Source organism: Spongiactinospora sp. 9N601, assembly GCF_044326295.1.
Lineage (GTDB): Bacteria > Actinomycetota > Actinomycetes > Streptosporangiales > Streptosporangiaceae > Spongiactinospora > Spongiactinospora gelatinilytica.
This window is the reverse complement of record NZ_JBIRBB010000038.1, coordinates 1-21,716: the sequence shown is the minus strand read 5'-3', so window position 1 is coordinate 21,716 and position 21,716 is coordinate 1. Positions and strand designations below refer to the sequence as shown.

The 21,716-nt window shown below is 68.3% G+C and carries 19 protein-coding genes and 3 pseudogenes; 12 read left to right on the top strand and 10 right to left on the bottom strand.

The genetic code is table 11. The annotated features are described in order from the left end of the window. A pseudogene (locus ACH34R_RS43380) lies at positions 1–587 on the top strand (hypothetical protein); the annotation flags it as partial. Here ACH34R_RS43380 and ACH34R_RS43375 read toward each other — a convergent pair. After that, positions 477–785: pseudogene (locus tag ACH34R_RS43375) on the bottom strand (transposase); the annotation flags it as partial. The pseudogenes ACH34R_RS43380 and ACH34R_RS43375 sit on opposite strands and share 111 nt — an antisense overlap. A 426-nt stretch (positions 786–1,211) precedes the next feature. Between ACH34R_RS43375 and ACH34R_RS43370 the strand changes: the two are divergent. The 7 genes from ACH34R_RS43370 to ACH34R_RS43340 all read left to right on the top strand — a co-directional run bounded on the left by ACH34R_RS43370 (position 1,212) and on the right by ACH34R_RS43340 (position 7,686). Beyond that, positions 1,212–2,756, top strand: coding sequence for an MFS transporter (locus ACH34R_RS43370; protein ID WP_397567472.1), 1,545 nt, complete (start codon positions 1,212–1,214; stop codon positions 2,754–2,756). 19 nt (positions 2,757–2,775) lie between these two features. Next, a complete protein-coding gene (locus ACH34R_RS43365) occupies positions 2,776–3,165 on the top strand; it encodes a VOC family protein (protein ID WP_397567471.1) in 390 nt (129 codons plus the stop codon). Next, complete coding sequence (locus tag ACH34R_RS43360; protein WP_397567469.1) at positions 3,162–3,779, top strand: dihydrofolate reductase family protein; 618 nt, start codon at positions 3,162–3,164, stop codon at positions 3,777–3,779. Before ACH34R_RS43365 ends, ACH34R_RS43360 begins: the two co-directional genes overlap by 4 nt. A 107-nt stretch (positions 3,780–3,886) precedes the next feature. Beyond that, a complete protein-coding gene (locus ACH34R_RS43355; RefSeq protein ID WP_397567467.1) occupies positions 3,887–4,210 on the top strand; it encodes a hypothetical protein in 324 nt (107 codons plus the stop codon). Between the two features lie 24 nt (positions 4,211–4,234). Further along, entirely contained in the window at positions 4,235–4,624 is a 390-nt protein-coding gene (locus ACH34R_RS43350; protein WP_397567465.1) for a hypothetical protein, read from the top strand. Positions 4,625–5,209: 585 nt separating this feature from the next. After that, the gene (locus ACH34R_RS43345) at positions 5,210–5,824 is read left to right on the top strand and encodes a hypothetical protein (protein WP_397567464.1); all 615 of its coding nucleotides are present in this window, start codon (positions 5,210–5,212) and stop codon (positions 5,822–5,824) included. Continuing rightward, positions 5,713–7,686 (top strand): tetratricopeptide repeat protein, encoded by a 1,974-nt coding sequence (locus tag ACH34R_RS43340; RefSeq protein WP_397567463.1) that lies wholly within the window; start codon positions 5,713–5,715, stop codon positions 7,684–7,686. Before ACH34R_RS43345 ends, ACH34R_RS43340 begins: the two co-directional genes overlap by 112 nt. Before the next feature lie 27 nt (positions 7,687–7,713). Here the strand turns inward: ACH34R_RS43340 and ACH34R_RS43335 are convergent, their stop codons facing one another. Continuing rightward, positions 7,714–7,932, bottom strand: coding sequence for a tyrosine-type recombinase/integrase (locus ACH34R_RS43335; RefSeq protein ID WP_397567462.1), 219 nt, complete (start codon positions 7,930–7,932; stop codon positions 7,714–7,716). A 59-nt stretch (positions 7,933–7,991) separates the two neighbouring features. Continuing rightward, the gene (locus ACH34R_RS43330; RefSeq protein WP_397567461.1) at positions 7,992–8,843 is read right to left on the bottom strand and encodes a helix-turn-helix transcriptional regulator; all 852 of its coding nucleotides are present in this window, start codon (positions 8,841–8,843) and stop codon (positions 7,992–7,994) included. Between the two features lie 153 nt (positions 8,844–8,996). Here ACH34R_RS43330 and ACH34R_RS43325 point away from each other — a divergent pair, with 153 nt between their 5' ends. Continuing rightward, positions 8,997–9,398, top strand: coding sequence for a heme-binding protein (locus ACH34R_RS43325; RefSeq protein WP_397567460.1), 402 nt, complete (start codon positions 8,997–8,999; stop codon positions 9,396–9,398). Positions 9,399–9,800: 402 nt separating this feature from the next. Here the strand turns inward: ACH34R_RS43325 and ACH34R_RS43320 are convergent, their stop codons facing one another. Continuing rightward, complete coding sequence (locus ACH34R_RS43320) at positions 9,801–10,061, bottom strand: hypothetical protein (protein WP_397567459.1); 261 nt, start codon at positions 10,059–10,061, stop codon at positions 9,801–9,803. A 24-nt stretch (positions 10,062–10,085) separates the two neighbouring features. Continuing rightward, positions 10,086–10,730: a hypothetical protein gene (locus ACH34R_RS43315; protein ID WP_397567457.1), complete on the bottom strand. Its 645-nt coding sequence runs from the start codon at positions 10,728–10,730 to the stop codon at positions 10,086–10,088. A gap of 36 nt (positions 10,731–10,766) precedes the next feature. Here ACH34R_RS43315 and ACH34R_RS43310 point away from each other — a divergent pair, with 36 nt between their 5' ends. After that, the gene (locus ACH34R_RS43310; RefSeq protein ID WP_397567456.1) at positions 10,767–11,195 is read left to right on the top strand and encodes a transposase; all 429 of its coding nucleotides are present in this window, start codon (positions 10,767–10,769) and stop codon (positions 11,193–11,195) included. A gap of 564 nt (positions 11,196–11,759) precedes the next feature. On the opposite strand, the gene ACH34R_RS43305 is transcribed toward ACH34R_RS43310, so the two are convergent. Both ACH34R_RS43305 and ACH34R_RS43300 read right to left on the bottom strand, forming a co-directional pair. After that, entirely contained in the window at positions 11,760–12,095 is a 336-nt protein-coding gene (locus tag ACH34R_RS43305) for a hypothetical protein (protein WP_397567454.1), read from the bottom strand. 14 nt (positions 12,096–12,109) lie between these two features. Further along, complete coding sequence (locus tag ACH34R_RS43300; protein ID WP_397567453.1) at positions 12,110–12,805, bottom strand: DUF6192 family protein; 696 nt, start codon at positions 12,803–12,805, stop codon at positions 12,110–12,112. 708 nt (positions 12,806–13,513) lie between these two features. Here ACH34R_RS43300 and ACH34R_RS43295 point away from each other — a divergent pair. Then, positions 13,514–13,687 carry a hypothetical protein gene (locus ACH34R_RS43295; protein WP_397567452.1) on the top strand — a complete coding sequence of 58 codons (174 nt, stop codon included), beginning with the start codon at positions 13,514–13,516 and terminating at the stop codon, positions 13,685–13,687. Positions 13,688–13,868: 181 nt separating this feature from the next. Here the strand turns inward: ACH34R_RS43295 and ACH34R_RS43290 are convergent, their stop codons facing one another. Beyond that, positions 13,869–17,066 (bottom strand): GDSL-type esterase/lipase family protein, encoded by a 3,198-nt coding sequence (locus ACH34R_RS43290; protein WP_397567450.1) that lies wholly within the window; start codon positions 17,064–17,066, stop codon positions 13,869–13,871. Positions 17,067–18,032: 966 nt separating this feature from the next. Then, positions 18,033–20,831 (bottom strand): AAA family ATPase, encoded by a 2,799-nt coding sequence (locus ACH34R_RS43285; RefSeq protein WP_397567448.1) that lies wholly within the window; start codon positions 20,829–20,831, stop codon positions 18,033–18,035. A gap of 311 nt (positions 20,832–21,142) precedes the next feature. On the opposite strand from ACH34R_RS43285, the gene ACH34R_RS43280 reads away from it, so the two are divergent. Continuing rightward, positions 21,143–21,301 carry a DUF2637 domain-containing protein gene (locus ACH34R_RS43280; protein ID WP_397567474.1) on the top strand — a complete coding sequence of 53 codons (159 nt, stop codon included), beginning with the start codon at positions 21,143–21,145 and terminating at the stop codon, positions 21,299–21,301. A gap of 81 nt (positions 21,302–21,382) precedes the next feature. On the opposite strand, the pseudogene ACH34R_RS43275 reads toward ACH34R_RS43280, so the two are convergent. Further along, positions 21,383–21,586 (bottom strand): annotated as a pseudogene (locus ACH34R_RS43275) (IS30 family transposase); the annotation flags it as partial. Positions 21,587–21,716 lie beyond the last annotated feature (130 nt).

The following is a 21,716-nucleotide window of genomic DNA, read 5'->3' as shown; positions in this document are numbered from 1 at the left end:
CCGAACGGGACTTGCGGAGAGCCGGATGCTCAGAAATGGGCACGTCCGGTTCGGGAAGCGGTCCGGAGAAACCCACCGGTGGAAACACTGGCAGGGCGCTCCGGGCCGACTTTCACCACAACTTCCTGAACCTCCCGCACGCCCTGGCCGACATGCTCGCCGAAGCCCGCGCCTACCGGCTGTCCATGGTGCTGGCCCACCAGCACCTGGCCCAGCTCCCGCGTGACCTGTGCCAGGCGATCAGTTCCGACGCCCGCAACAAGATCTACTTCTCCCTCTCACCCGAAGACGCCCACCAGGCCGAACACCACTTCAGCCCGAACCTCACCCGGCACGACCTGGCCAACCTCGGCGCCTTCCAGGCCGCCGCCCGCCTGATCGTCCGCTCCGCCGAAACCCCGCCGTTCACCCTGCGCACCCGCCCCCTCCCGCCCACAGACCCCGACCTAGTTGACGGGTCCTCACCAGTTCGTCTCTCCGGCGAAATACTTCGCCGCCCGGCGCAGGATGTCGCGTTCCATCTCCAGCTCCCGGACCCGGGCCTTGAGCTGCTTGTTCTCCTCTTCCAGCACGTCATCGGACGATAGCGGGCCTCGCGCCGGCTTCCTGGCCGGGCCCTGTGCCTTGGCGCCCGCGGTGCCCTCCGCCTGTGCCTGACGCACCCAGTTACGCAGCGTCTCCCGGCTGATCCCCAGGTCCTCAGCGACCGAGGCCGGCGTCCGTCCCGGATCGGACAGGTACAACGCGACGGCGTCCGCCTTGAACTCCGGCGGATACGACTTCATCGCCGCGTGGAACTCCTTGTCTCCGGATCTCCATCATCCGGTACTCAAGGTGTCCACACTTCGGGGCGAAGGCCCATCCCCGCCTCACCGCAGACCAGCACGGTGACCGGCCGACGCGAGCGAGCCCGCTCATACGCCGCCAAGATCGCGGCACTGTGCCTGTGCCGGCCGACCAGGACCAGGCCGGCAGCCGACCCGACCATCCCCATTTCACCCCCAAGCCCGGACTCGATCTCACCAAGTCTGACGACGACAGCATGCCACCCGGCAAGACAACCTGGTCACACCAGCAACGAACGGCCGGGACATCACCCGCCGGACACCGAAGGAGTCAGTAATGACCACCGACTGGAGTAGATCGTGACTACTGGAAATGCGAGACCCGGAGCCGGGTGGCGGGAATGGGTTGGGCTTGCCGTGCTCAGCGTGCCCACGTTCCTCGTCACAATGGACTTCTCCGTGCTGTACCTGGCCGTACCACGCCTCACCGCCGACCTCGCACCCAGCGGCATCCAGCAGCTGTGGATCGTGGACATCTACGGCCTCATGATCGCGGGTTTGCTGGTCACCATGGGCACCATCGGTGACCGGATCGGCCGGAGGAAGCTGTTGTTCGTCGGCGCCGCGGTGTTCGGCATCGCCTCGGTGGCGGCGGCGTTTTCCACCAGCCCGGAGATGCTCATCGCCAGCCGTGCGCTGCTCGGCGTGGCAGGTGCCGCGGTGACGCCGTCGGTGCTGGCCCTGATCACCGGCATGTTCACCGACCCGCAGCAAAGCCGCCGCGCCCTGGCCATCTACCTGGCCTGTTTCATGGGCGGGGCGACGCTCGGCCCGCTCGTCGGTGGCGTCCTGCTGGAGTATTTCTGGTGGGGTTCGGTCTTCTTGGTGTCCGTGCCGGGGATCGTGCTGCTGCTAGCGTTCGGCCGCTCCCTGCTCCCCGAGCAGAAGGCACCGCGGGCCGGCAAGCTCGACCCGGTCAGCGTCGTGCTGTCCCTCGCAGCGATCTTGCCTTTCGTCTATGGGCTCAAAGAACTTGCTCGCAACGGCTGGGAGTGGTTCCCCGCCGGGGCGCTGGTGTTCGGCATCGCGGTAGGGCTGGTGTTCGTCCAGCGGCAGCGACGCCTGGAGCACCCGCTGCTCGATCTGCGCATGTTCGGCAACCGCACGTTCAGCTCCGCGCTGACCTTGATGTTCGTCACCGCCGTCGTGGGTGCCGGCACCCTCCTGCTCGTCACGCAGTACCTGCAGAACGTCGCCGGCCTCACCCCGCTGGCGGCCGGCCTGCTCCTGCTGGTGCCCAACGTGCTGATGATCATCGGCAATCTGACCACTCCTCCGGTGGCGAACCACATCCGTCCGGCGTACCTGATCGCGGGCGGACTGATCGTCGCGGGTGTCGGCTACATCATCTTCACGCTGGCCGACTCGACGTCCGGCCCGATGACGATCTTCATCGCGATGTGTGTCGTCATGCTCGGCACCGCTCCGCTGGCCGCGCTCTGCAACCACCTCGCCATGGGGGCCGTGCCGCCGGACAAGGCCGGTTCGGGGGCGTCGATCGTCCAGACGGCCGCCGAATTCGGGATGGGGTTCGGCATCGCCACGCTCGCAACGCTCGGGACCGCGGTGTACCGGCGCAACGTGGAGGGCGGTCTCGGCACGGCACGTCCTGATGCGGCGGACGCAGCCCGGGAAAGCATTGACCGCGCGGTCGCCGCGGCCGGTCAGCTGCCCGCAGAGCAGGGCGGCGACCTGCTGGCAACAGCCCGCGACGCCTTCACCTCCGGCGTGCATGTGGTGGGCATCGTCAGCGCCGTCATCTACGTCGGCCTAGCTGTTCTCGCTGTGCAGGCGTTTAAACACGTGCGGAACTCGCACGGCGACGACGACACGACGACGGACGCCGACCCGTTGCCCGAAGCCAAAACGGCCACGCTGGCCACCCCGAGCCACGAGCGCTCATCGATTTGACCTGGATCGAGGAGAAGCCATGCCCCAACCCGTCGTGCACTTCGAGATCGTCGGTGGCGACGCCGCTGCACTGCACACCTTCTATGCCCAATTGTTCGGCTGGAAGATCGAACCCCGCGGTCCTGGCGACTACGGCCTGGTCCAGCCGAGCGGGCCGGACGGGATCACCGGCGGCATCGGCTCCGGTGACGGCGGTGACAGCCGGCACGTCACCGTCTACGTCGAGGTGCCCGATGTCGGTACAGCTCTGGACAGGGCCGAAGAGCTGGGTGGCCGCCGGCTGTTCGGCCCGGACATCGTGCCGAGAACCAACATCGAGTTGGGCCAGTTCACCGACCCCGAGGATCACGTGATCGGCCTGACCACTGCAATCACGCCCAATCAACCGCGTGCAAGGAGAGCATTATGACCGCGACCTACACCTGGGACGTCTATTCCAGCCTCGACGGCTACGGCTCCTACGACGGCTACGGCTCCTACGACGGCTACGGCTCCTACGACGGCGACGGCGACTGGGGCGGCTACTGGGGCAAGCAAGGCCCCGAGTTTCTCGACTACCGCTTCGCCTTGTACGGCGAGGAGCAGCGGATGGTCTTCGGGGCCAACACCTACCGGGAAACCGTGCAGCTGCTGGACCCGAGCACCGAGCCCGAGGTGAGCGATCCAGTGAACACCCGGCTGAGGAACCTGCCGACAACAGTGGTCTCGACCACACTCGAAGGCCCCCTCGCCTGGCCGAACGCGACCCTCGTGAGCGGCGACGCCGTCGACGTCGTCACCCGGCTCAAGGAAGAGTCCGAAGTGCCACTGCGCTCGCACGGCAGCCTGTCCATGAACCGGGCGCTGATGGCCGCCGGCCTGGTCGACCACGTCCAGATGACGATCTTCCCAGTGATCACCGGACAGACCGGAACGGCCCCGATCTTCCAGGGCGCGGCCGACTTCGACCTCGAGCTGGTCGAGAGCCGGACACTCGACGGCCGTATTCAAGAGCTCATCTACCGGCCCACCCTGCACGGCTGAGTCGAGGGCACCGGATCTATCCCCGCGGCGGCTCGGCGCAACGTTCCTTCCAAACGGGGGCGGCCATGGGCATAAATCGAACCTCGGCTGGCATACACGACATCACGTTGGACGACGACGAGGTCGGAGAGCGGGTGAAGTACCGCGACCGTGCGTGCGACACGCGCAAGCTCGAGCGGTTCGTGGCCGCGCCCGGAAAGAACAACCGCGAGGGGCGGACGTACGTCGTCGACGCCGCACCCGGAAGTGGCAACATATGGCACTTCATGCCAAGGAAACGCAAACATCGGCTCGTAGGCAGACTTCGGCCGGACCCTCGCCCGGTAGCGGATCATCGCCGACGCCAGGCAGACAACGAGCAAGTGGCTGACCGGCACTGGCACCGCTACCGCGCCGGTCAGGGCGCCAAGGGCCCGCGCTGGTACGCCTGAGCCCGGGCGCGCATCGACGAAAGCGTGGCCCAGGGGTATCGGTGGCTGCTGATCAGGCGCAACCTCACCACCGGCGAACTGGCGTTCTACCGCTGCTACGCGCCCACCCTCAAGCCCCTGATGGCCCTGGTCAAGATCGCCGGGACCCGATGGGCGGTAGAGGAGTCCTTCCAAGCCGCCAAGGGCCAGGTCGGGCTGGACCACTACCAGGTCCGCGGCTGGACGGCATGGCACCGGCACATCACCCTGGCCATGCTCGCCCTCGCCCTCCTGGCCGCCATCGCCGCCGCCCAGCCACCCAGCACCAACGACGACCACATCCCACTGACGCTGCCCGAAATCCGCCGGCTGCTGGCCGCGCTCATCTTGACCACAACTCGCACGATCACGGACATCCTGCGCTGGTCAGACTGACGCCGCCGCCACCAGGCCACAGCCCGGCACTGCCACTACCAGGGGTGCCTGTAGCAATCGCGGAAAATCCAACGAACCTGTAACCGACCTGCGGTGATGCCAGACTGCCGGTGGCATTGGCCGGGGTCGTGTCGGGCGAGTGCGGCGGCGACGGGGGTCGAGTAGCAATGGAACGGCCAGTGGCTTTAGCGAGGCGTCAGGGTGCGGCTTGCCGCCACTCGCCGTTCCGATCCCGGGTGGCGAACTCACATGGGACCTGGCGAAGGACCTGGCGAGTTCTCATCTGATGTGGCGAACAGCCCTTGCTCGTGGCGGGCGCCCCTGCCGGGGTGCGCGAGTTCCGCGACCCGCTCGCGCACCCACGCGGGTCTGGGAGCTGTCGAGCGCCGATGAGTTGACCGCGGACGACGCCGAAATGTTGTCCGTGAAAGGCGGGCCGGTACGGCAGAACCGGGTGTGGAGACCGGCATCTGGATCAGAGCGCCCGCTCAACTCTTGGTGACGAAGCCCTTCCACACCGTGGCGGCCGGGAGGAACATAGAACGCGAGCGCAGGACAGGCCCATGTGAGACCGGTGATCACACCATGGCGACCACCCCCCAAGAGGGCACCAGCGACGGCGTCTCCCGCAACCGGATCTCCGGCGGAACGGTGCACGGGCCGGTGATCCAGGCCCGTAGCGTGACCCTGCACGCGGCCGGGTGGCCTTTCACCGAGCCGGCCACGGGCGCGGCTCGGGTCGCCCGGACACTGCCGCGCAACCCGGCGGCGTTCACCGGCCGCACGCCGGAACTCCAGGTGCTCCAGGACGCCGTCCCGCAGGCCCTGGCCGGGCCCGAGACCGGGCGGGTGGTGGTGATCCACGCCATCAACGGCATGCCCGGCGTCGGCAAGACCGCCCTGGCCGTGCACGCCGCCCACCAGATGACCGACCGCTTCCCCGACGGGCAGCTGTTCGTCGACCTGCTCGCCCACACCACCGGGCAACAACCCGCCGACCCTGCCAACGTGCTGGAGAGCCTGCTGCGCGCCGACGGCGTGCACCCCGGCGCCATCCCGCCTCATCTCGCGGAGCGGAGCGGGCCGCGATGTGGCGAGACCGGCTATCCGGCCAGCGCCTGCTGCTCGTCCTGGACAACGCCGCCAGTGAGAGCCAAGTGGAACCGCTGCTCCCCGGCGCGGCCGGTTGCCTGGTGCTGATCACCAGCCGCACCAAACTCATGATCCCCGGCGCCGTGCCGCTCACCGCGCCCGTCCTGCCCGCCGAGGACGGGGCGGAACTGTTCGCCCGCCGGGCCACCCCCCGCACCATCGGCGACCAGGACGCGGGCGCGGGCGCCGAACTGGTGAGGTTGTGCGGCGGGCTGCCGCTGGCCATCGGGATCACCGCCGCCCGCTACGCCGTGCGGCCCGCCCGGAGCCTGACCGACCTGATCGAGCAGATGACCACCCATGACCTGCTCGCCGAACTCCGCGAAGGCGACCACAACGTCGCCACCGCCTTCGAGCTGTCCTACCGAGACCTGCCACCCGCCCGCCGGCGCCTGATGCGCATGCTCGGCCTCTACCCCGGCACCGACTTCGACGCCTACGCCATCGCCGCTCTCGTTGGGCTGCCCCTGGCCCAGACGCGAGCGCATCTGGACGCCCTGTACCGGGCGTCACTGCTGATCGAGACCAGCCGCGGACGATACCGCCTGCACGACCTGCTCGCCGCCTACACCCGAACCATCGCCGCCACCAGCCCCGACACCACCGGATCCGGCGCTCATGTGGCGCTGGAACGCCTGCTGAACTACTACACCCACACGGCCGGCACCGCCCATGCTGTCACCCACCCCGCTGGTGGCGAGCTGCCCTACTTCCCGCATCTTGATGTCCCCTCCCACATCCCGCGGGTCGCCGACCATGAGCAGGCACTGAATTGGCTGGAGACCGAGCGCGGCAATCTGCATGCAGCGGTCCAGGCGGCCATCTACACCCACCCAGTCCAGGCAATCGCCCTCCCGACCGCTCTCTTCAAGTTGCTGATTGTCGCCAGCCATTGGGAACAGGCGCAGGTTCTGCACCACCTCGCTCTGGCAGCTGCCTGCCGCGCCGACGACAAGCCTGGCCAGGCATCCGCCCATACTCACATCGGTGTCATGTACCGATTGAAGGGGGGCTACGCACAAGCTATTGATCATCTCACCCAGGCGTTGGCGCTACATGCCGAGCCGGGCAACTCGCCTGGTCAGGCCCTCGCCCACACCAACCTCGGCTTCGTGTTCTGCTATCGCGGCGAGTATGACCTGGCCACGGATCACCACACGCAGGCCATACCGTTATCCGCCGAAGCCGGTGACCGGAACGGCCAAGCCGCGGCTATCGACAATCTCGGCCGCGTCTACACTTACCGGGGCGATTATGACTTGGCCGCAGAGTCTCATGTCCGCGCCCTGCACTTGTCCATTGAGACGGGCGACAGATACGGCGAGGCTTGTGCCCTCACCCATCTTGGGCTCGTTCACCAGTATCGAGGTGAGCACGACACGGCCGTCGATCACCACACCCGCGCCCTGCACCTTTTCACCGAGCTGGGCAATGCGGGAGCCCAAGGGATGGCGCTCAGCCATCTCGGCCGTGCCCACCGGAAGCGGGGTGACTACGTCCAGGCCGAAGCGTGCCTCACCCGCGCCCTGCACCTATACACCGAGATCCGTAATTCAAGTGGTCTGGCGGAAGTACATAATGACCTCGGCGAGCTGCTCGCTCTTTCCGCCACCACGCTGCAGGCGTACTCCCACTTCCGACAAGCCCTGGACATCGCCCGCAGCATCGGCCTCCCGTTGGAGGAAGCGCGTGCGCTGGAAGGCATCGGGCGGTGTCACCTTCAGGAAGCTCCGCCGGGTGACGGTGTCGCTCTTCTGCGTCAGGCCCTTTCGATCTACTGTCGGCTGGGCTCCCCGTACGCCCGCAGGGTGCAGGACACCCTCATCGCCCTGGACATGACGATGATCGACGGGGGCGCGGGATCGAGCCAGTCGCCGTCTCCTGCGCCGGGCTCGGCTGCGGGGACGTAGCTCCTTCGGTGCCAGCATGCGGGCGGGTCAGCGGTGCCGGGGGGGCGGGGTCGTGCCCGGCGAGTGCGGCGGCCACGGCCTCGGCACTGGGGTGGTGTAGATGCCGAGGCTGCGCAGGTTGGTGTGGCCGGACAGTCCCATGAGCATGGCGGCGGACCAGCCGTCTTCGCCCAGGTGGGTGAGCCGGGAGTGGCGGAGCTGGTGGAGGGTCCAGCCGCCGGGAGCTCCCGCACAGTGGTGGAACATTGATCTTCCCCGGTGCGGACAGCGGTTTTCCCCAGGATGGTGAAGGTCTTGCTGGGTGGTCAGGTGGTGGGCTGGGGTTCGGGTGTCCAGGCGTGGAGGAAGTGCAGGGCCTGGCTGGCGGGTGAGTTGGGTGGGGCGGTGTAGACGACCAGGGTCTGGTCGTGGTTGGCGTTGATCTGGAGGGCCTGCCAGTCCAGTTCCAGGGGGCCGGTGACGGGGTGGTTGAAGGTCTTGCGTCCCTGGTCGGTGGCTTTGACGGTGTGGCTGTTCCACCAGCGGCGGAAGTCCTCGTCGTGGACGGACAGTTCGCCGATCAGCGCGGTCAGGCGTTTGTCGTGGGGGTGGGTGGCGGCGGCCATGCGCAGGCGGGCGACGGCGTCCAGGGCGACGGTTTCCCAGTGGGCGTACAGGCCGCGGATGCGGGGTTCCAGGAACACCAGGCGGACCAGGTTGCGGTGGCTGGCTGGGAGTTGGGTGAAGTCCAGGAATAGGGCGGCGGCCAGGGGGTTCCAGGCCAGGATGTCCATGCGGCGGCCCAGGACCAGGGCGGGGGCGGCGGTCAAGCTGTCGAGTAGGACTTCGGTGGCGGCACTGATCTTGGGCAGGCCGGTCTGGGGGCCGCTGTGAGAGCGGGGGCGGGCGGGGGGTTTGGCCAGCGCCTTGAGGTAGGCGTGTTCGTCGTCGGTCAGGCGTAGGGCCCGGCTGATCCCGGCCAGGACGGCGTCGGAGACACCGGTGGTGCGGCCTTGTTCCAGCCGGGTGTAGTGGTCGATGCCCACATCGGCCAGCATCGCGACCTCCTCGCGGCGTAGCCCCGCCACGCGGCGCAGCCGGTCGCCGGCGAACAGCCCGACGTCCTGGGGGGTAAGGGCGGCGCGTTTGGCCTTGAGGAAGTCTCCCAATTCGCTCATGACTCACAGTATCGACATGCGGGGTGTGTTCTGCCTGGGTGTGGTTGTCCCTGGAACGTCTGACCTGGGCAAAAGCGGCCCTGTTGGGATGAGTGAGGGCGGGTCATAGTGATGGCGTTCGGTTACGAACCCCAAGAAATTAAGGAGCATGTGATGACCGTGCTGACGCTGACCGACGCCGTTCGCCGCGCCGGGGCCGGGATGGCGCGGGCCGCCGAGCTGGGGGTGGAGATGAACATCGCGGTTGTGGACGCCGGCGGGCACCTGCTGCACTTTGTCCGGATGGACCAGGCGTGGCTGGGCTCGATCGACATCGCCTTGAAGAAGGCCAAGACCGCGGTGCTGTTCCGGATGCCGACCGCGGTGATCGGGCAGATCTCCCAGCCGGGTGGGCCCTGCTACGGCATCGAGGCCACCAACGACGGCCTGGTCTCTTTTGGCGGCGGGCTGCCGATCACCGACGAGCACGGCCGCACCATCGGCGCGATCGGAGTGTCGGGCGGCGATGTCCAGCAGGACACCCAGGTCGCCGAGGCGTGCTTGGCTGCCGCCTGATCCTGGCCCTTGGTACGGACGTCCGCCGGGGATGTTCGAGCTCGGGCTCGATCACCCCCGAACCGGCCAGGTGATCACCCACCCGCCCCGGGCTCGGCGTTGTCAGGGTCGCCGGTGAAGACCAACGAGGAGATCATGGAAATTCTGGCCGCCTATGACCTGGGGGTCGATACTGGTGAGCTCGCCTATTCAACTGTCGCGAGTTGTCGGTCCCACGGGGCCTGTTGGTGACGTTCCGTGTTCCCCGGCGGCGTAGCGGCTCCAGCCTCCACCGCCTTCTCGTAGGAGGTGGGCGGTGGTCTTGTCGTGGTAGCTGAGTGCGTCGGCGACGACGGAGGCAGGCATTTCCAGGAGTTGTTGCCGGATGGCGGCGCCGCGGGCGGCGGCCGCTGGAATGCCGATCTAGTTGAGGAGGGCGGAGAGATGGTCGGGGCGACAGGGCCGGCCTGCTCGGCGGCCGGGGAACAGCCAGCGAGAGGCGCGGTTGGTGGCGGTGTTCATGTTGTCGCGTGCCGCAATGTAGTCCAGGAGCAGGGCGGCGACCGGCCTGGGGACGGGTGAGGGCGGTTCCCCGATGCGCAGGAACACGTCTTCTTCGTCGCGGATCAGGTCATCGATGGTGAGCTGGACGACGCGGGTGAGGGGTTGTGCGTAGAGGAGCACGATGATGCTGGCGACTCGCAGCCGCTAGGGAATCTGGGCATCGATGAGCAGACGTTGGAGGGCGGCCAGTCGCTCGTCCCCGGTCAGAGTGGCCCGGCGGGAGATGTTCATCGCGGGCAGTGACAGTGATCGTGAGCACTGTCGGCTCTGCATGGCCCAGGTCAGAAAGGCCCGGAGCCGTCGGCGGGCATGTTCAGTGTTCTGGGCATACCAGGCGTCGATGTCGCACTGGCGGCAGGAGCCGAGCGTGCGGTCGCGCCTGTCGAGCCAAGCGAGGAACGCTGTGGCGTATGTGATCTGCTCGGCGGCGTTGCGGCGAACGCTCGGCGTGATGTTGCTGCGTTCGGCGCGGGCCCGAAGAGCGGGCAGGACGTGCCAGGATGCGAACAGCCGGATCGTCCTGACATGCTCGGGATTATCGATCTTGACCAGGTGGCCAGGGAACCAGCGCTGGAAGGAGCAGATGTATTTGTCGACGGCGGGCAGGACGCCGCTGGACATCAGGAGTTCTTCCAGGTGAGCGGCTGCCCTCCAGGGCTGGAGCTCGTGGAAGGCGTCGTGGGTGAGCGGGATCTGTCCGAGAGCGAGCCGTTGCAACAGCGCCGCCGCGTTCCCGGGATGGTTGCGGCGCATCGTCAGCCAGGCCAGCCCGCTGCCGGGCTTCTCCATTGCCACGAGCAGGTCGAACAGGGGGCTCAGCTCCGGGTGGACGCGGCCGGTTCCGTCGTCCAGGACTGCGGTGAGCCGGTCGCTGAGGGTGCAGCGCTCGCAGAGCCGGCCGCCCAGGAGCTTGCCTTCGAAGCCGCAGCGGGAGCAGTCGAACGACTGGACGAAGCCCGCGCAGGGAGCGCAGATTGCGGCTCCATCGTCGAGGCGGGCCCTCGGAAGAGCTCGCCGTTGGCCGCATCGCTACCTGCCTGGCTCCGCCAAGCCGAGGCCATCGACCTCCAGCCACTACGCAGCCTCGTTCGCGGCCTGCGCCAAGACCTCGATGCCGTCACCGCCGGGCTGACCCTGGAATGGAACTCCGGTCGCGTGGAGGGCAACGTTAACAGGATTAAACGGATCAAAAGGGACGGCTACGGGCGCGCCAGCTTCGATCTCCTGCGCCTCCAGATCCTCCACGCCGACTGAACATGATCACACCATGTCACCGGATCACAAGAAGTGGATCAGAACCCTCCGTCATGGCCAGCAGTGTGTTAGATATCTGGCCGCCAGCGGGGCGCACTAAATGGCCATTGACAAGCGATCACAAGTACGGTCATGGCACCTGAACTGTCCAGAACGTTGATTACTGACACAAAACCGCCACGAAGTAAGCAATTGACACAGCACCATGGATCACAATGGTCGAAGGCTCCCAGGAATGACGTGCTGGGGTGGAGAATAGTGCGGTGGCCGATGTGGAGAACTTGATCAGCCAAGTGTGGAATCCAGGCGTGAGGCCGCTGGTCGAGGAAGCATGGCGCTGCTACAACGCCGGTGCTACCCGAGCGTGCGTCGCCACGACTTGGACCCCTGTGACCGCAGACGTCATCGCCAAGCTCGTACGGCTGACCGGTGACGGCGACACCCAGGCCGCCGGATTCCGCACCGCTCTCACTGACGCCCAGAAGAAGGGGCTGAACGGCCACGGAGTACGGGCTATGCAGGCCATTGAGTCCGGCTTGCTGGAGCGAGCCGTTGAGTTCGGGCTCATTCTTCCGGGCGTGCGGCGGCGTGCGGCGCGATCGTCGCTGACAACAGCCGGCTGATCCGGGTCAGCTCGGTGCGCAGCCGGGAACGTTCGTAGGCGATCCAGTCATCGAGGTCGGAGGAAAACCGGTATCCGTCGCGGTGGGTCCAGATCAGCGGGGTCAGGTGCGCCATCGCCGCCACCTCGCGCACATACGTGACGCCCTTGCGGACATGGCCGATGCTCAAGCCCGTGGCGGCCACCAACTGCCGGGCGGTCAGCCCGGCCGGGCGGGCCTCCAGCAGCGCCAGCCGCACCTGACCACCGCACACGTTCGCCGCCAGACCCCGCGGCATCGCCGCACCCGCCCCTACTCGCCGCGCAACAGGCGGGCCAGGCCCTCATCCATGCCCACCTCGCCCGACTCGGCCGCCGCCTCGATCCAGTCGGCCGTGGCCCGCCCCCGGGCCACCTGCTTGGCGATCGCCGCCCGCTCATCGGCGGTGAAGCGGTGCCTGCGCATGCCCGGCAGCACCCGCCCGATGGCGGCGACGAACACCGTGCACGCCCCGGCCAGCTCGATGAAGTCGCGGGTGTGCTCGACCTTCGGCAGCGCCGGGCTACGCTGCCGGACCACCTCGCCCGCCTGAGGGGCGTGGTCGATCTGCGCCCGGTTGACCATGTGCTTGGCCGTGCCGTCCAGCATCGTGCGCGAGGCGACCTGCGGGCGGCGAAGGAGGTCGGTGGCCACCCGGACCGCGACCTCTTCATCACGGGCCAGGTCGTGGATGCGCTCGATCTTTTCCTGCACCGTCTGCGGGCGGCTGACCTGCTGCCCGAACAGCCGCTTGGCCGCATCCTCGGTCCACCGGTGTTCACCGGTCCGCTGATCCAGCGGCGGGTCGGCGATCCGCTTCCAGCGCTCCTCGTCGTCCCGGATCGAGGCCAGGGTGCGGTGGATGTAGTAGGACACCCCCGCCCGGCGCCGCGGCGCCGGCCAGCGCGAGCACACCCACCGGTAGGTCTTCAGCGTGGCCACCGGGATCGCCAGCGCGTCGGCGAACACCCGAAGACGCCTCAGCCGATCACACCTCCGCTCACACCTCCGCGGCCCCTTTCTGCCATACCAGGGGGCCGTCCGGGGTGACGACGAGTATGGAGCGCGGCGACGAGCGCCCGCCCCTCCTCAACGGCGTGGTCGGCGGCGGGTTCCTCGACGGGAAGACCGTGCGATCGTGCCCATTTACCGGCGGCCTGACCGGAGGTGCCCATCGCCTCGCCGATCCACCGCCAGGAGTAGCGGCGCTCGCCCCGTCGGGCGGTCACCACAAGCTCTCGGGTGACAAGGTCCGGTTCGGCGGCGAGCCAGCGGGCAGAAGCAAGCCGGCCAGGACCGGATCATCGGGAAAAGGGGCGGGTCTCGGCCGCCGCTCGCGCAAGAAGCGGCGTAGGGCAGTCCGGACGGCACCTGCGGTCAACGGCTTACGCGGCGAGGTGGCCATGGATCTATTGAAACCTAAGTTTCAGCACTTCAGACGCCACTCCCGGGCATCACACAGCCTCGGCGGTGTCTTTCCGGCGTATTCCGGCCGTCCCCCAAAGTGGGCCAAAGCCGTTGTTCTTACAGTCCCCGCCATAGAGCTCATCCACAACGGACCGCTCGCGGCCTGGACAACATCAACCGTGAGATCGAGCGGCAGGCCACTGCCATGGCCACCGCGGCCGCCGACCTCCCGCTCCTGCTCTACCGGTTCCCGCCACCCCCACTGGAGGGATGAGCGTCGGGATCGTGCTGAACAAGCCGGCTGAGAGCGCCGAGCACGTCGGTGAGTTCGCCCGCGAGTTCGGCGAACAAAACTGGGTCGACATGGACGAGAACGAGACTGCGGACGGGCGCAAGGTCCTCGCGGACCTGGAGGCCGCCGCCACCTTCCGCCGCGCACCATGAACCTCATCGGCTGGCCAGGGGCTCCGTAGATCCACCGCGGACGCTCACCCGCATCGGAACGGCCAGTCGCGATAGAGCCCGGCAAGCGGCTCCTGTCATGACTGGCCGTTCGGTTGCTGCTCAAGGGCCGTTTCCCACGCGGTGACATCACCGGCCCCGTCACCGCGTGGGGAAGGCGCCTCTATGGGTGGAAGGTGGCGAAGTAGTTCGCCGGGAGTTTGTTGAGCCAGGCGTGCATGACGCCGGTCCAGCCGATGCGCAGGAAGTCGGCCTTGCCGTCGCCGTCGACGTCGGCGAACTGGACGTCCTTGGGAGGCACCTCGGCGTCCTCAGCGATCTTGCCGATGTCGCGGTAGGTTCCGCCCGACCCTCCGGGTCCCTCGTTGATCCAGGCGCGGGCGCCGCCCTTGGCGGTGATCAGGATCCTGTCGGCGCGCCTGTCGCCGTTGATGTCGGCGTAGCGGATCTCTCGGGGAGCCGCCAGGGGGCCGCTGATGTTCTGGGGAACCTCCCACTCCAGGAACTTGCGGCCATCCTCGACCTGCAAACCCTTGTTGTACCAGGCTTTCACCGAACCGTCCGGCCGGATCAGCAGGTAGTCGTCGCGGCCTCCGCCGGTGACGTCCGCGAAGCGGATCTTGGTGTCCGAGGCGATGGGCAGGCGGTTGCCGGTGGAACCGTTCGAGAAGACATGGGCTTTTCCGTCGTACTTGTTCATGCACATGCGCTGGCCGGAGGGGTTGTCGGCTTTCCAGGTGTGCAGGTCGATCACGCCGTTGAGGAAGACGACCATGCAGTCGGGGAAGCCGTCCCCGTCGACGTCGCCGAAGCGCAGCATGTTGCCCACCGCCCCGGCCTTGGGGGTGTAGGAGTTCTGTCCTGGGGTGAAGGGGACCCAGTTCGTGCCCGAGGGGCCGCCGTTCCACCAGAACTGGAACTTCTGGTCCTTGTCGACCACCACGAACTCGGCCTTGCGGTCCTTGTTGATGTCCACCATCCAAAAGCGGCTGGTGGAGGAGAACTGCTCCTTCTGGATGACGCCGCGGTCCTCCCAGTGTTGCCCCAGCTTGTTGGGGTTGGACTCGCCGGTCTCCGTGCCGTCGCCGTGGTCCTCCAGCCCGCAGGGGTGGTTGGCGGCGTTGGGGGCCTGGGGGTTCGCCTTCCGGATCCAGTTCTTGGCCTTGGCCTCCGCCGCCGCCGCCGCGAACGCGGCGGCGATCTTGTGGTAGCCCTGGCCGTTGGGATGGATGCCGTCGATGGTGACGATGTCGGAGGCCTCCATGCCGGTGATGTCGGCGTAGACCACATGCCTGCCGCGCGCAACGAGCCGGTCCACCAGGCCCGGAACCTGGGCGCTGAACGCCTCGCTCCGCGCGTTCCTGGCGGCGTCGTGGAAGGGCTGGAGTCCCGAGACGAGGACGGTCACGCCCGGGGAGTCGGTGATGACCTGCTCGATCAGATCCTCAAGCCGCTCGATGGCGGTGCCCATCTGGTAGTTCTGGACGACGTCGTTGCCACCGGCGGTCAGGGTGATGAGATTGGGCTGGTAGGTCTTGACGGCGCATCTCGCCTTGTCGGCGATCTGGTCAATGCGGAGCCCGGGCCAGCCTTCGATGTCCCGGTCGGCCATCGTGCCCACCCGCACGGAGCCGACCCAGTCCACCAGGGGCTCGGCGGGGGCGGGGCGGGGGCTGGGGTCGAACAGCTCTCGCAGTTCCTCGTCGAGTTTGTCGCGGTACCCGTTGCCGTCCGGGCTGCGCTCACCGAAGGTGGTCGAGGACCCAAGTCCCATCGTACGCAGGACGTCCGCGGTCTCCCCGGTTTCGGTGCCGGTTTCGGCGGGGATCCAGCCGGCGAAGAACGCGCCGACGATGCCGTCGACGAAGGCGGTGGCCATCTTCTCGTGGCCGGCCTCGTTGGGGTGCAGGCCGTCGCCGGACAGGTCGGCGGTGGTCAGGTGGTTCATCAGCACCAGCGCGACGTGCTTGCCCGCCGAGCGCCGCTGGGCCACCACGTCCGGGACGCGCTGGTTGAACGCCTCGATCCGGGCCTGGATGGCCGGGTCGGCGGCCGGGGGCAGGGTGGCCACCAGCACCGCGGCCCTGGGGGAGTCCTCGAGGATCTGGTCGATCAGCCGCCCCAGCCGATCGGGCGCCCCGGCCACGTCGGTGTCGTTCTCCATGTCCTCGGTGCCGGCCATCAACATCACCACGTTCGGCCGCAACTGGGGCACGGTGTCGTCCACCCGTTCGGCGACCTGGTCGATCTCATGATCGGAGTACCCCTCGTGGTCGGGGTCGGGGATGTCACCATGGCGCTGCGTGCCCACCATGTCCAGCGATGGGGTAAGCGGGACCTCCTCGTCGGCCAGGGCGGCCGGGCCCGCGCCACGACGCGTCAGGCCACCCGAGCCGCCCTGCCCTATGTAGCGGTAGCGGTAGTCGGACATGCTCGTCATGGTGAACTGCCCTGTGCTACGCCTGGGGTCGGCGAATTCCACCGGCTCCCAGGCCACCGTGTCGCCTGTCGGCATCAGGTCGATCCGCGTCGAGGTATGTTCGGAGCGGAACGGCCCGATTCCGACCGCGTAGTGGTCGGGGGAGGAGCCATCGCGTCGATTGGCGCGTTGCCGGGCGATGCTGCCGTTGTCGGTGATGAAGTAGTCGTACTCTCCGCCGTTTTGGTGAGTGGCCAGGCCGGTGGTGTAGCGCCGCACCCGCCCTACCGGGTAGTTCTCCCTGCCCCGCAGAACGTCCGGATCGACGTTGAAGTCGCCCCCGATCACGAAGTGCTGACCCCCGTGGACGTTCCTCATCCATGCCTCGATGTCCCGCACCATGTTCGCGGCGTCGGCGCCCCCGCCCGACAGGGCGTGAATGGTGAAGTACCAGGTGTCCCCGAGCCGCACCCCCAGCACCGGCCGCGCCTCATCGGCGGTGTGATAGTTGCGAATGACCTCGACTTCATCCGCCGGGCGGCGGGTAACGATGGCGAGATTGTTGCGCCCGCCCTCCCACCTGCCGCCGTTCCGGTCGGTCTGCAGGAAGTAGACGTGATACTCGTTTGGGTCGTTGCGTTCGGTGTCAAGCCGCCAGGTGTGATGCTGCACGTAACCGGCCCGGCCCGGACGCTGCGAGTCCCACTCTATGTTCTCGACGAACTCGCTGTTGCTCGGCGGGGTGGGGCCGGCCTCCTGCAGCAGCACCACATCGCTGTCTTGCACGTAATCTCGGGTCGGTTTCGACCACTTGGCGCCCTCGTCCGCGCCCTGCATATTGTTGGAGGTGATCGGTGTCTGTGACAGCGGCGCGGCCTGCGCGACCGGGGCGGCCGGACCGGCGATCGTGACGGCCGTGGTGAGCGTGGTCAGCATCATCATCGCGAGGAGTGCGAAACCCCAGCGGCGTAAGGGCGCCGGAGGCTTCGGCGAACGCGGCCGCGCGGCCGGCGCGGCACGTAACGATCTTTTCAAGGAACCCTCCGAATGTTTCTCCACAGCTGGTAGAGGTCACCTGCGCTGCGCGTGCCTCATCGATGGCAGGTGGGCTCCGGCCGCTGTCCGGCGGCCGGTCGCCGCGTCGGCGCGCGTGATGCGTTCAGGTGAACCCATGCACTCTCTGACAGGCGCCTCAACTGAAAAGTTCTGAATTGAACTAAGATGCCCCATTCTGGAAGCGAATTTCGTGTTATGTAGCGATCCGTAATCGCCATCGTGATGAGCACGCGGCCCCGCCGCCGAATGGCCCCGCGCCTCGATTCAGCACATATGGGGTACCGGTAGGAAACGTGTCACCGGCCGCCAAACGCAACATCGCCGCAGGTCGGGAAGGTATGTCTCCATAGAGGCTTCGGCTCATCGGTCTCACCGCAACTCTCCGATGCAGGCCGCTGACCTGTGCCTTCTCTCTCGTTTGGCGGCTGGTGAGACGTTCCTTAACGACACCGCTCAGACTGGCCAGGGGCTCCGTAGATCCACCGCAGACGCCCACCCGCATCGGAACGGTTGCTGCTCAAGGGCCGCGCCCCGGCGACGCTGCACGATCATCCTCGCCTGCGGGTCGCATCGGTCGATAGACGGGCGAGCCCGGTAAAACCGACCGCGCGACCGCGACGCATGACAACTTTTTCAAGTAACCCTCCGAAACGCTTGTCGGCTGGAGCACATCAGCGAAGCCGACCGCAGACGGGCACGGCATGGCGTATCGCCGGAGCGTGTTTCGCGATGCGGTGCTCGTGATCGTCCTCGCTCGAAGAGCGGGCGGGCACCGTCACGGTAAGGGCCGGCGCGGGGGCGGCGCTTGTGTCGGTCGACTTAATCTGGCCGATTAAGTCGGGTTGAGTCGGGTTAAGTCGGCTCGCCTGCGGTGCCGGGATCGTCCAGTACGTCGCGGATCTGGGCGCGGGAGGTGATGCCCAGCTTGGGGAAGATGCGATACAGGTGGGCGCCGATCGTGCGGGGGGACAGGAACATGTGCTCGGCGATCTGGCGGTTGCTCAGTCCTTGGGCGGCCAGTCGGGCGATACGCATCTCCTGGACGCTCAGCCGGGCCAGGGCGGAGGGGGCGGGGTCGGCGCGGTGCACTCCGGCCGCCCGTAGTTCGCCGCGGGCCCGCTCGGCCCACCGCGGGGTGGACAGCCGTTCGAAGACCTCCAGCGCGCCGATCAGATGCGGCCGGGCATGCGCAGCCCGGCGTCGGCGGCGCAGCCACCGCCCGTAGTCCAGGCAGACCATGGCTCGCTCGAACGGCCACCGCTCGCAGGCCGGGTCCTCCAGCGCGCATAGGAAGTGCTCTTCGGCCTGCGGCGGCTCTGACAGCAGTGCGCGGGCGTGGTGGGCCAGCATCCGCAGGCGGGGGGTGCCGCCGCTCTCCACGATGGCCGTCACGGTCTTGGCCGACCTGGCGGCGTGCTCGCGGTGGCCGGGCTGGCCGGTGCGTATGGCGGCGGCGGCCAGGTCGGCCACCGCGTACGGCGACAGCAGGTAGTGGACCGGGCTGCCGTCGGCGTCGAACATCTTATTCAGGTGCTCATAGGCGGCGGCCGGGTCGCCGGCGTCTGCCTCCACCATGGCCAGTGCGCGGTGCGCGCGCACGCTGATCTGCCCGACCTCCTCATAGCCCGCCTCCAGGGCGGCGATGAGCAGGGGGCGAGCCTCCGGGCGTCCGCGCAGGGCGGCGAGGGTGCCCTGCAGCACGCGGCTCAGCGCGAGGTTCAGCCCCGGATCCAGTTCCGTGGCCACTTCGGCCGCCAGGTCGGCGGCTTCGTGGGCCTGGTCCCACAGGCCCGCGTCCAGGCACGCGCATGTGTGGTAGAAGATGGCGATGCCGATGCGGCGCGGCGCACTTCCGCCCGCTGGGGCGGGTGGTTCGGCGAGCAGGCGCAGCGCCTGGTCGGTCCGGTCGGTGCACAGCGCGAGCGTCCCGGCCATCATCCGCCGCATCAGGTCGCGGCCGTGGTGCCGGACGGTGTGCGCGATGACCACCTCGGCGAGGTCTTGCTGAGTGAGCGGATCGGGCAGGATCCGTGCCCAGACCTCCTGCACGTCGGCGGGGTCCGTCGGCGTGGGCAGGGCGGCGGTCAGGCGCAGCACCCGCCGGCGGTGCTCGGCCGTACCCGACGACAGCAGGGCACTCGCCGCCGTGATCAGCGCCCATTGCTCGTGCACTGAACGACCACCGGCCAGCTGATCGGCCAGCGGGATCAATATGTCCAGGGCTTCGCTCTGCCGTCCCTGATCCGTCAGCCCGCAGCTCTTGACCAACAGCGCCGACGCCTGCACCGCCGGGTCGCCACTGAGACAGATCGCCTGCTCACTCAGATGGAGCATGTGCTCGATCAGATCGCTCAGCCACGCGTGCTGGGCGGCGATCAGCAATCGCTGCGCCTTCAGCGCGGGATCGGGGGTGTTGCCCGCCGAGCGCTCCATGGCCGCCAGCGCCTCCACCGTGGCCCCGCGCGCAAGCGCCCGCTCTGCGGTCGCCAGCAGCTCATCGGCCAGCCCCGCGTCCGGCGCGACGGCGGCGGCAGCGCGGTGCCAGACCCGCCGGTCGGGATCGGTCGCGACGGCGGCCAGCGCCAGGTGAGCGGCCCGCCGATCGCCGAAAGGGGCGGCCTGGCCGACAGCCGAGCGCAGCAGCGGGTGGCGGAAGACGATCCTGGCCCCGTCCCCGGTGCCCTCCACCCGGATCAGACCCTGCCGCTCGGCGGGTGCCAGGGCCTCCAGACCGACCTCACCGCCGAACCCATCGCTGGGCCTGCCGTCGGCGTCCAGCAGGGTCTGGACGTTCACGTTGCCGGCCAGCGCCGCCAAAAGCAGCAGCCGCATGGTCTCGCGCGGCAGCGCGGCCAGCTGGGAGGCGTACAACCGCCCGAGCCGCTCACTCGGCGGCAGTGCCAGCGTCGCCCGCGCCGGCCACGATGCCGGACCGACGGCGTCACCCGCGGCCTTGGCCAGCTCGATGATCGCCAGCGGGTTGCCCGCGGCCTCGGCCAGAACACGCTCACGCAGGTGCACCCCAGGCGCGCCCGGCTGACGAGCCAGCAACCGCCGCGCGGCCTGCGGCGCCAGCGGCCCGACCTCGATCACCTCCAGCCCGCGCTCCCACCCGGGCGGCGGTGCGTCACCGCGAGCCGCGCCCACAAACGCGATCGGCTCACCCGCAAGGCGGCGGGCCACGAACCCCAGCACCGCCAGCGACCCCCGATCCAGCCAGTGCGCGTCATCGGCCACCACCAGCAGCGGCGTGCCCGCGGCGACCTCCGACAGCAGGTTCAGCACCGCCATGGCCACGGCGAACCGCCGCGGCCGCCCCGCCCACTCGGCCGGGGAGAAGGCGGAGGCCAGCACGGCCGCCGTCCCGCCGCCGAGATCACGGGCGGCATCGAGGACCGGGTACAGCACCTGGTGCAGGCCCGCGAACGGCAGATCGCTCTCACTGCGATCCCCGGCCGCGTACAACACCCGCCGGCCGGACCGCACCGCCTCATCACGGACCGCCGACAGCAGCGCGCTCTTCCCGACACCGGCCGTCCCCAGCAGGACCATCGCCCGGGGTCCGCCGCCCCGGTTCAGCAGGCCCACCAGCCTGCCCTGTTCGTGTTCTCGCCCGACGATCGCCTCATCGTCGCGGGGCTGTTCGGCCACGTCACTCACCTTGCCCTTCCCAACGGGTCGGCTTCGCGTGCACGGTGCTCATCCAGTGTTGGACGATCGGTCCGGGGTGCGTGTTCACGCTGGCGCGCGATCGGCGCGTGGAACCGGAGGAGCGGGAGGATGATCGCCATGGCCGTCCCGCTCGCCGGGATTCCACGAGGCCGGACTTTTCCTGGCCTGTTCCAGCCCGACGGTGGTCACCGCCGAGCCGCTGAAGGCGGCCCGTGACCTGCTGCCCGACCCCGGCCGGTCGGTGACATCGAGTAGTCGCGTTGATCGCCGCTGTCGTTTCGTTCCGTCACATGCATGAGCTGTGTCTTCGCCATGGCGAGGATCCGCTGGCCGCGGTGCTCATCACGCTTGCGGTCGATGGTGCGATCGTGGTCGCCTCCATGTCCATCCTGCTGGCCGGTCGTCGCACTCCGGGTCTTCGCATAGCCCGACCTCAGCATCCGCAGTAGGGCTTCGCCTGGACCCAATTTGCGGAACGGCTTGGTCATGGCAACGCCCTTCGAGCCAGGTGTTGCGACGAGACCTGGAACCTAAGTCGGTCTGGCGTTCAATTCAGCGGCGACGGCGGCCAGATCCTCGCGCGTGTGGACCGACAGGTCTGTGCCCTTGGGGAAGTACTGGCGTAGCAGGCCGTTGGTGTTCTCGTTGGAGCCGCGCTGCCATGGGCTGCCCGGATCGCAGAAGTAGACGGGCATGTCGGCGGCGACGGAGAACTCATGGTGGCGGCCCATTTCGCTGCAAGCGCGGCATCGCCACCGACGTGCTCGGGCTGTTGATCGCGGTGGTGGTGACCGCCGCCAGCGTGCACGACAACGCCATCGCCGCGGACCTGTTGGACGTCGTCGCCATCGACGCGCCCACCGT

Bases quoted from the DNA above. Each gene is read 5' to 3' on its own strand.
- ACH34R_RS43315 (WP_397567457.1), bottom strand. From the start codon at position 10,730: ATGGAGAAGCCCGGCAGCGGGCTGGCCTGGCTGACGATGCGCCGCAAC.
- ACH34R_RS43335 (WP_397567462.1), bottom strand. From the start codon at position 7,932: ATGTTCCACCACTGTGCGGGAGCTCCCGGCGGCTGGACCCTCCACCAG.
- ACH34R_RS43290 (WP_397567450.1), bottom strand. From the start codon at position 17,066: ATGATGATGCTGACCACGCTCACCACGGCCGTCACGATCGCCGGTCCG.
- ACH34R_RS43345 (WP_397567464.1), top strand. From the start codon at position 5,210: ATGGCGACCACCCCCCAAGAGGGCACCAGCGACGGCGTCTCCCGCAAC.
- ACH34R_RS43325 (WP_397567460.1), top strand. From the start codon at position 8,997: ATGACCGTGCTGACGCTGACCGACGCCGTTCGCCGCGCCGGGGCCGGG.
- ACH34R_RS43340 (WP_397567463.1), top strand. From the start codon at position 5,713: ATGTGGCGAGACCGGCTATCCGGCCAGCGCCTGCTGCTCGTCCTGGAC.
- ACH34R_RS43360 (WP_397567469.1), top strand. From the start codon at position 3,162: ATGACCGCGACCTACACCTGGGACGTCTATTCCAGCCTCGACGGCTAC.
- ACH34R_RS43305 (WP_397567454.1), bottom strand. From the start codon at position 12,095: ATGCCGCGGGGTCTGGCGGCGAACGTGTGCGGTGGTCAGGTGCGGCTG.
- ACH34R_RS43280 (WP_397567474.1), top strand. From the start codon at position 21,143: ATGCATGAGCTGTGTCTTCGCCATGGCGAGGATCCGCTGGCCGCGGTG.
- ACH34R_RS43365 (WP_397567471.1), top strand. From the start codon at position 2,776: ATGCCCCAACCCGTCGTGCACTTCGAGATCGTCGGTGGCGACGCCGCT.
- ACH34R_RS43295 (WP_397567452.1), top strand. From the start codon at position 13,514: ATGAGCGTCGGGATCGTGCTGAACAAGCCGGCTGAGAGCGCCGAGCAC.
- ACH34R_RS43330 (WP_397567461.1), bottom strand. From the start codon at position 8,843: ATGAGCGAATTGGGAGACTTCCTCAAGGCCAAACGCGCCGCCCTTACC.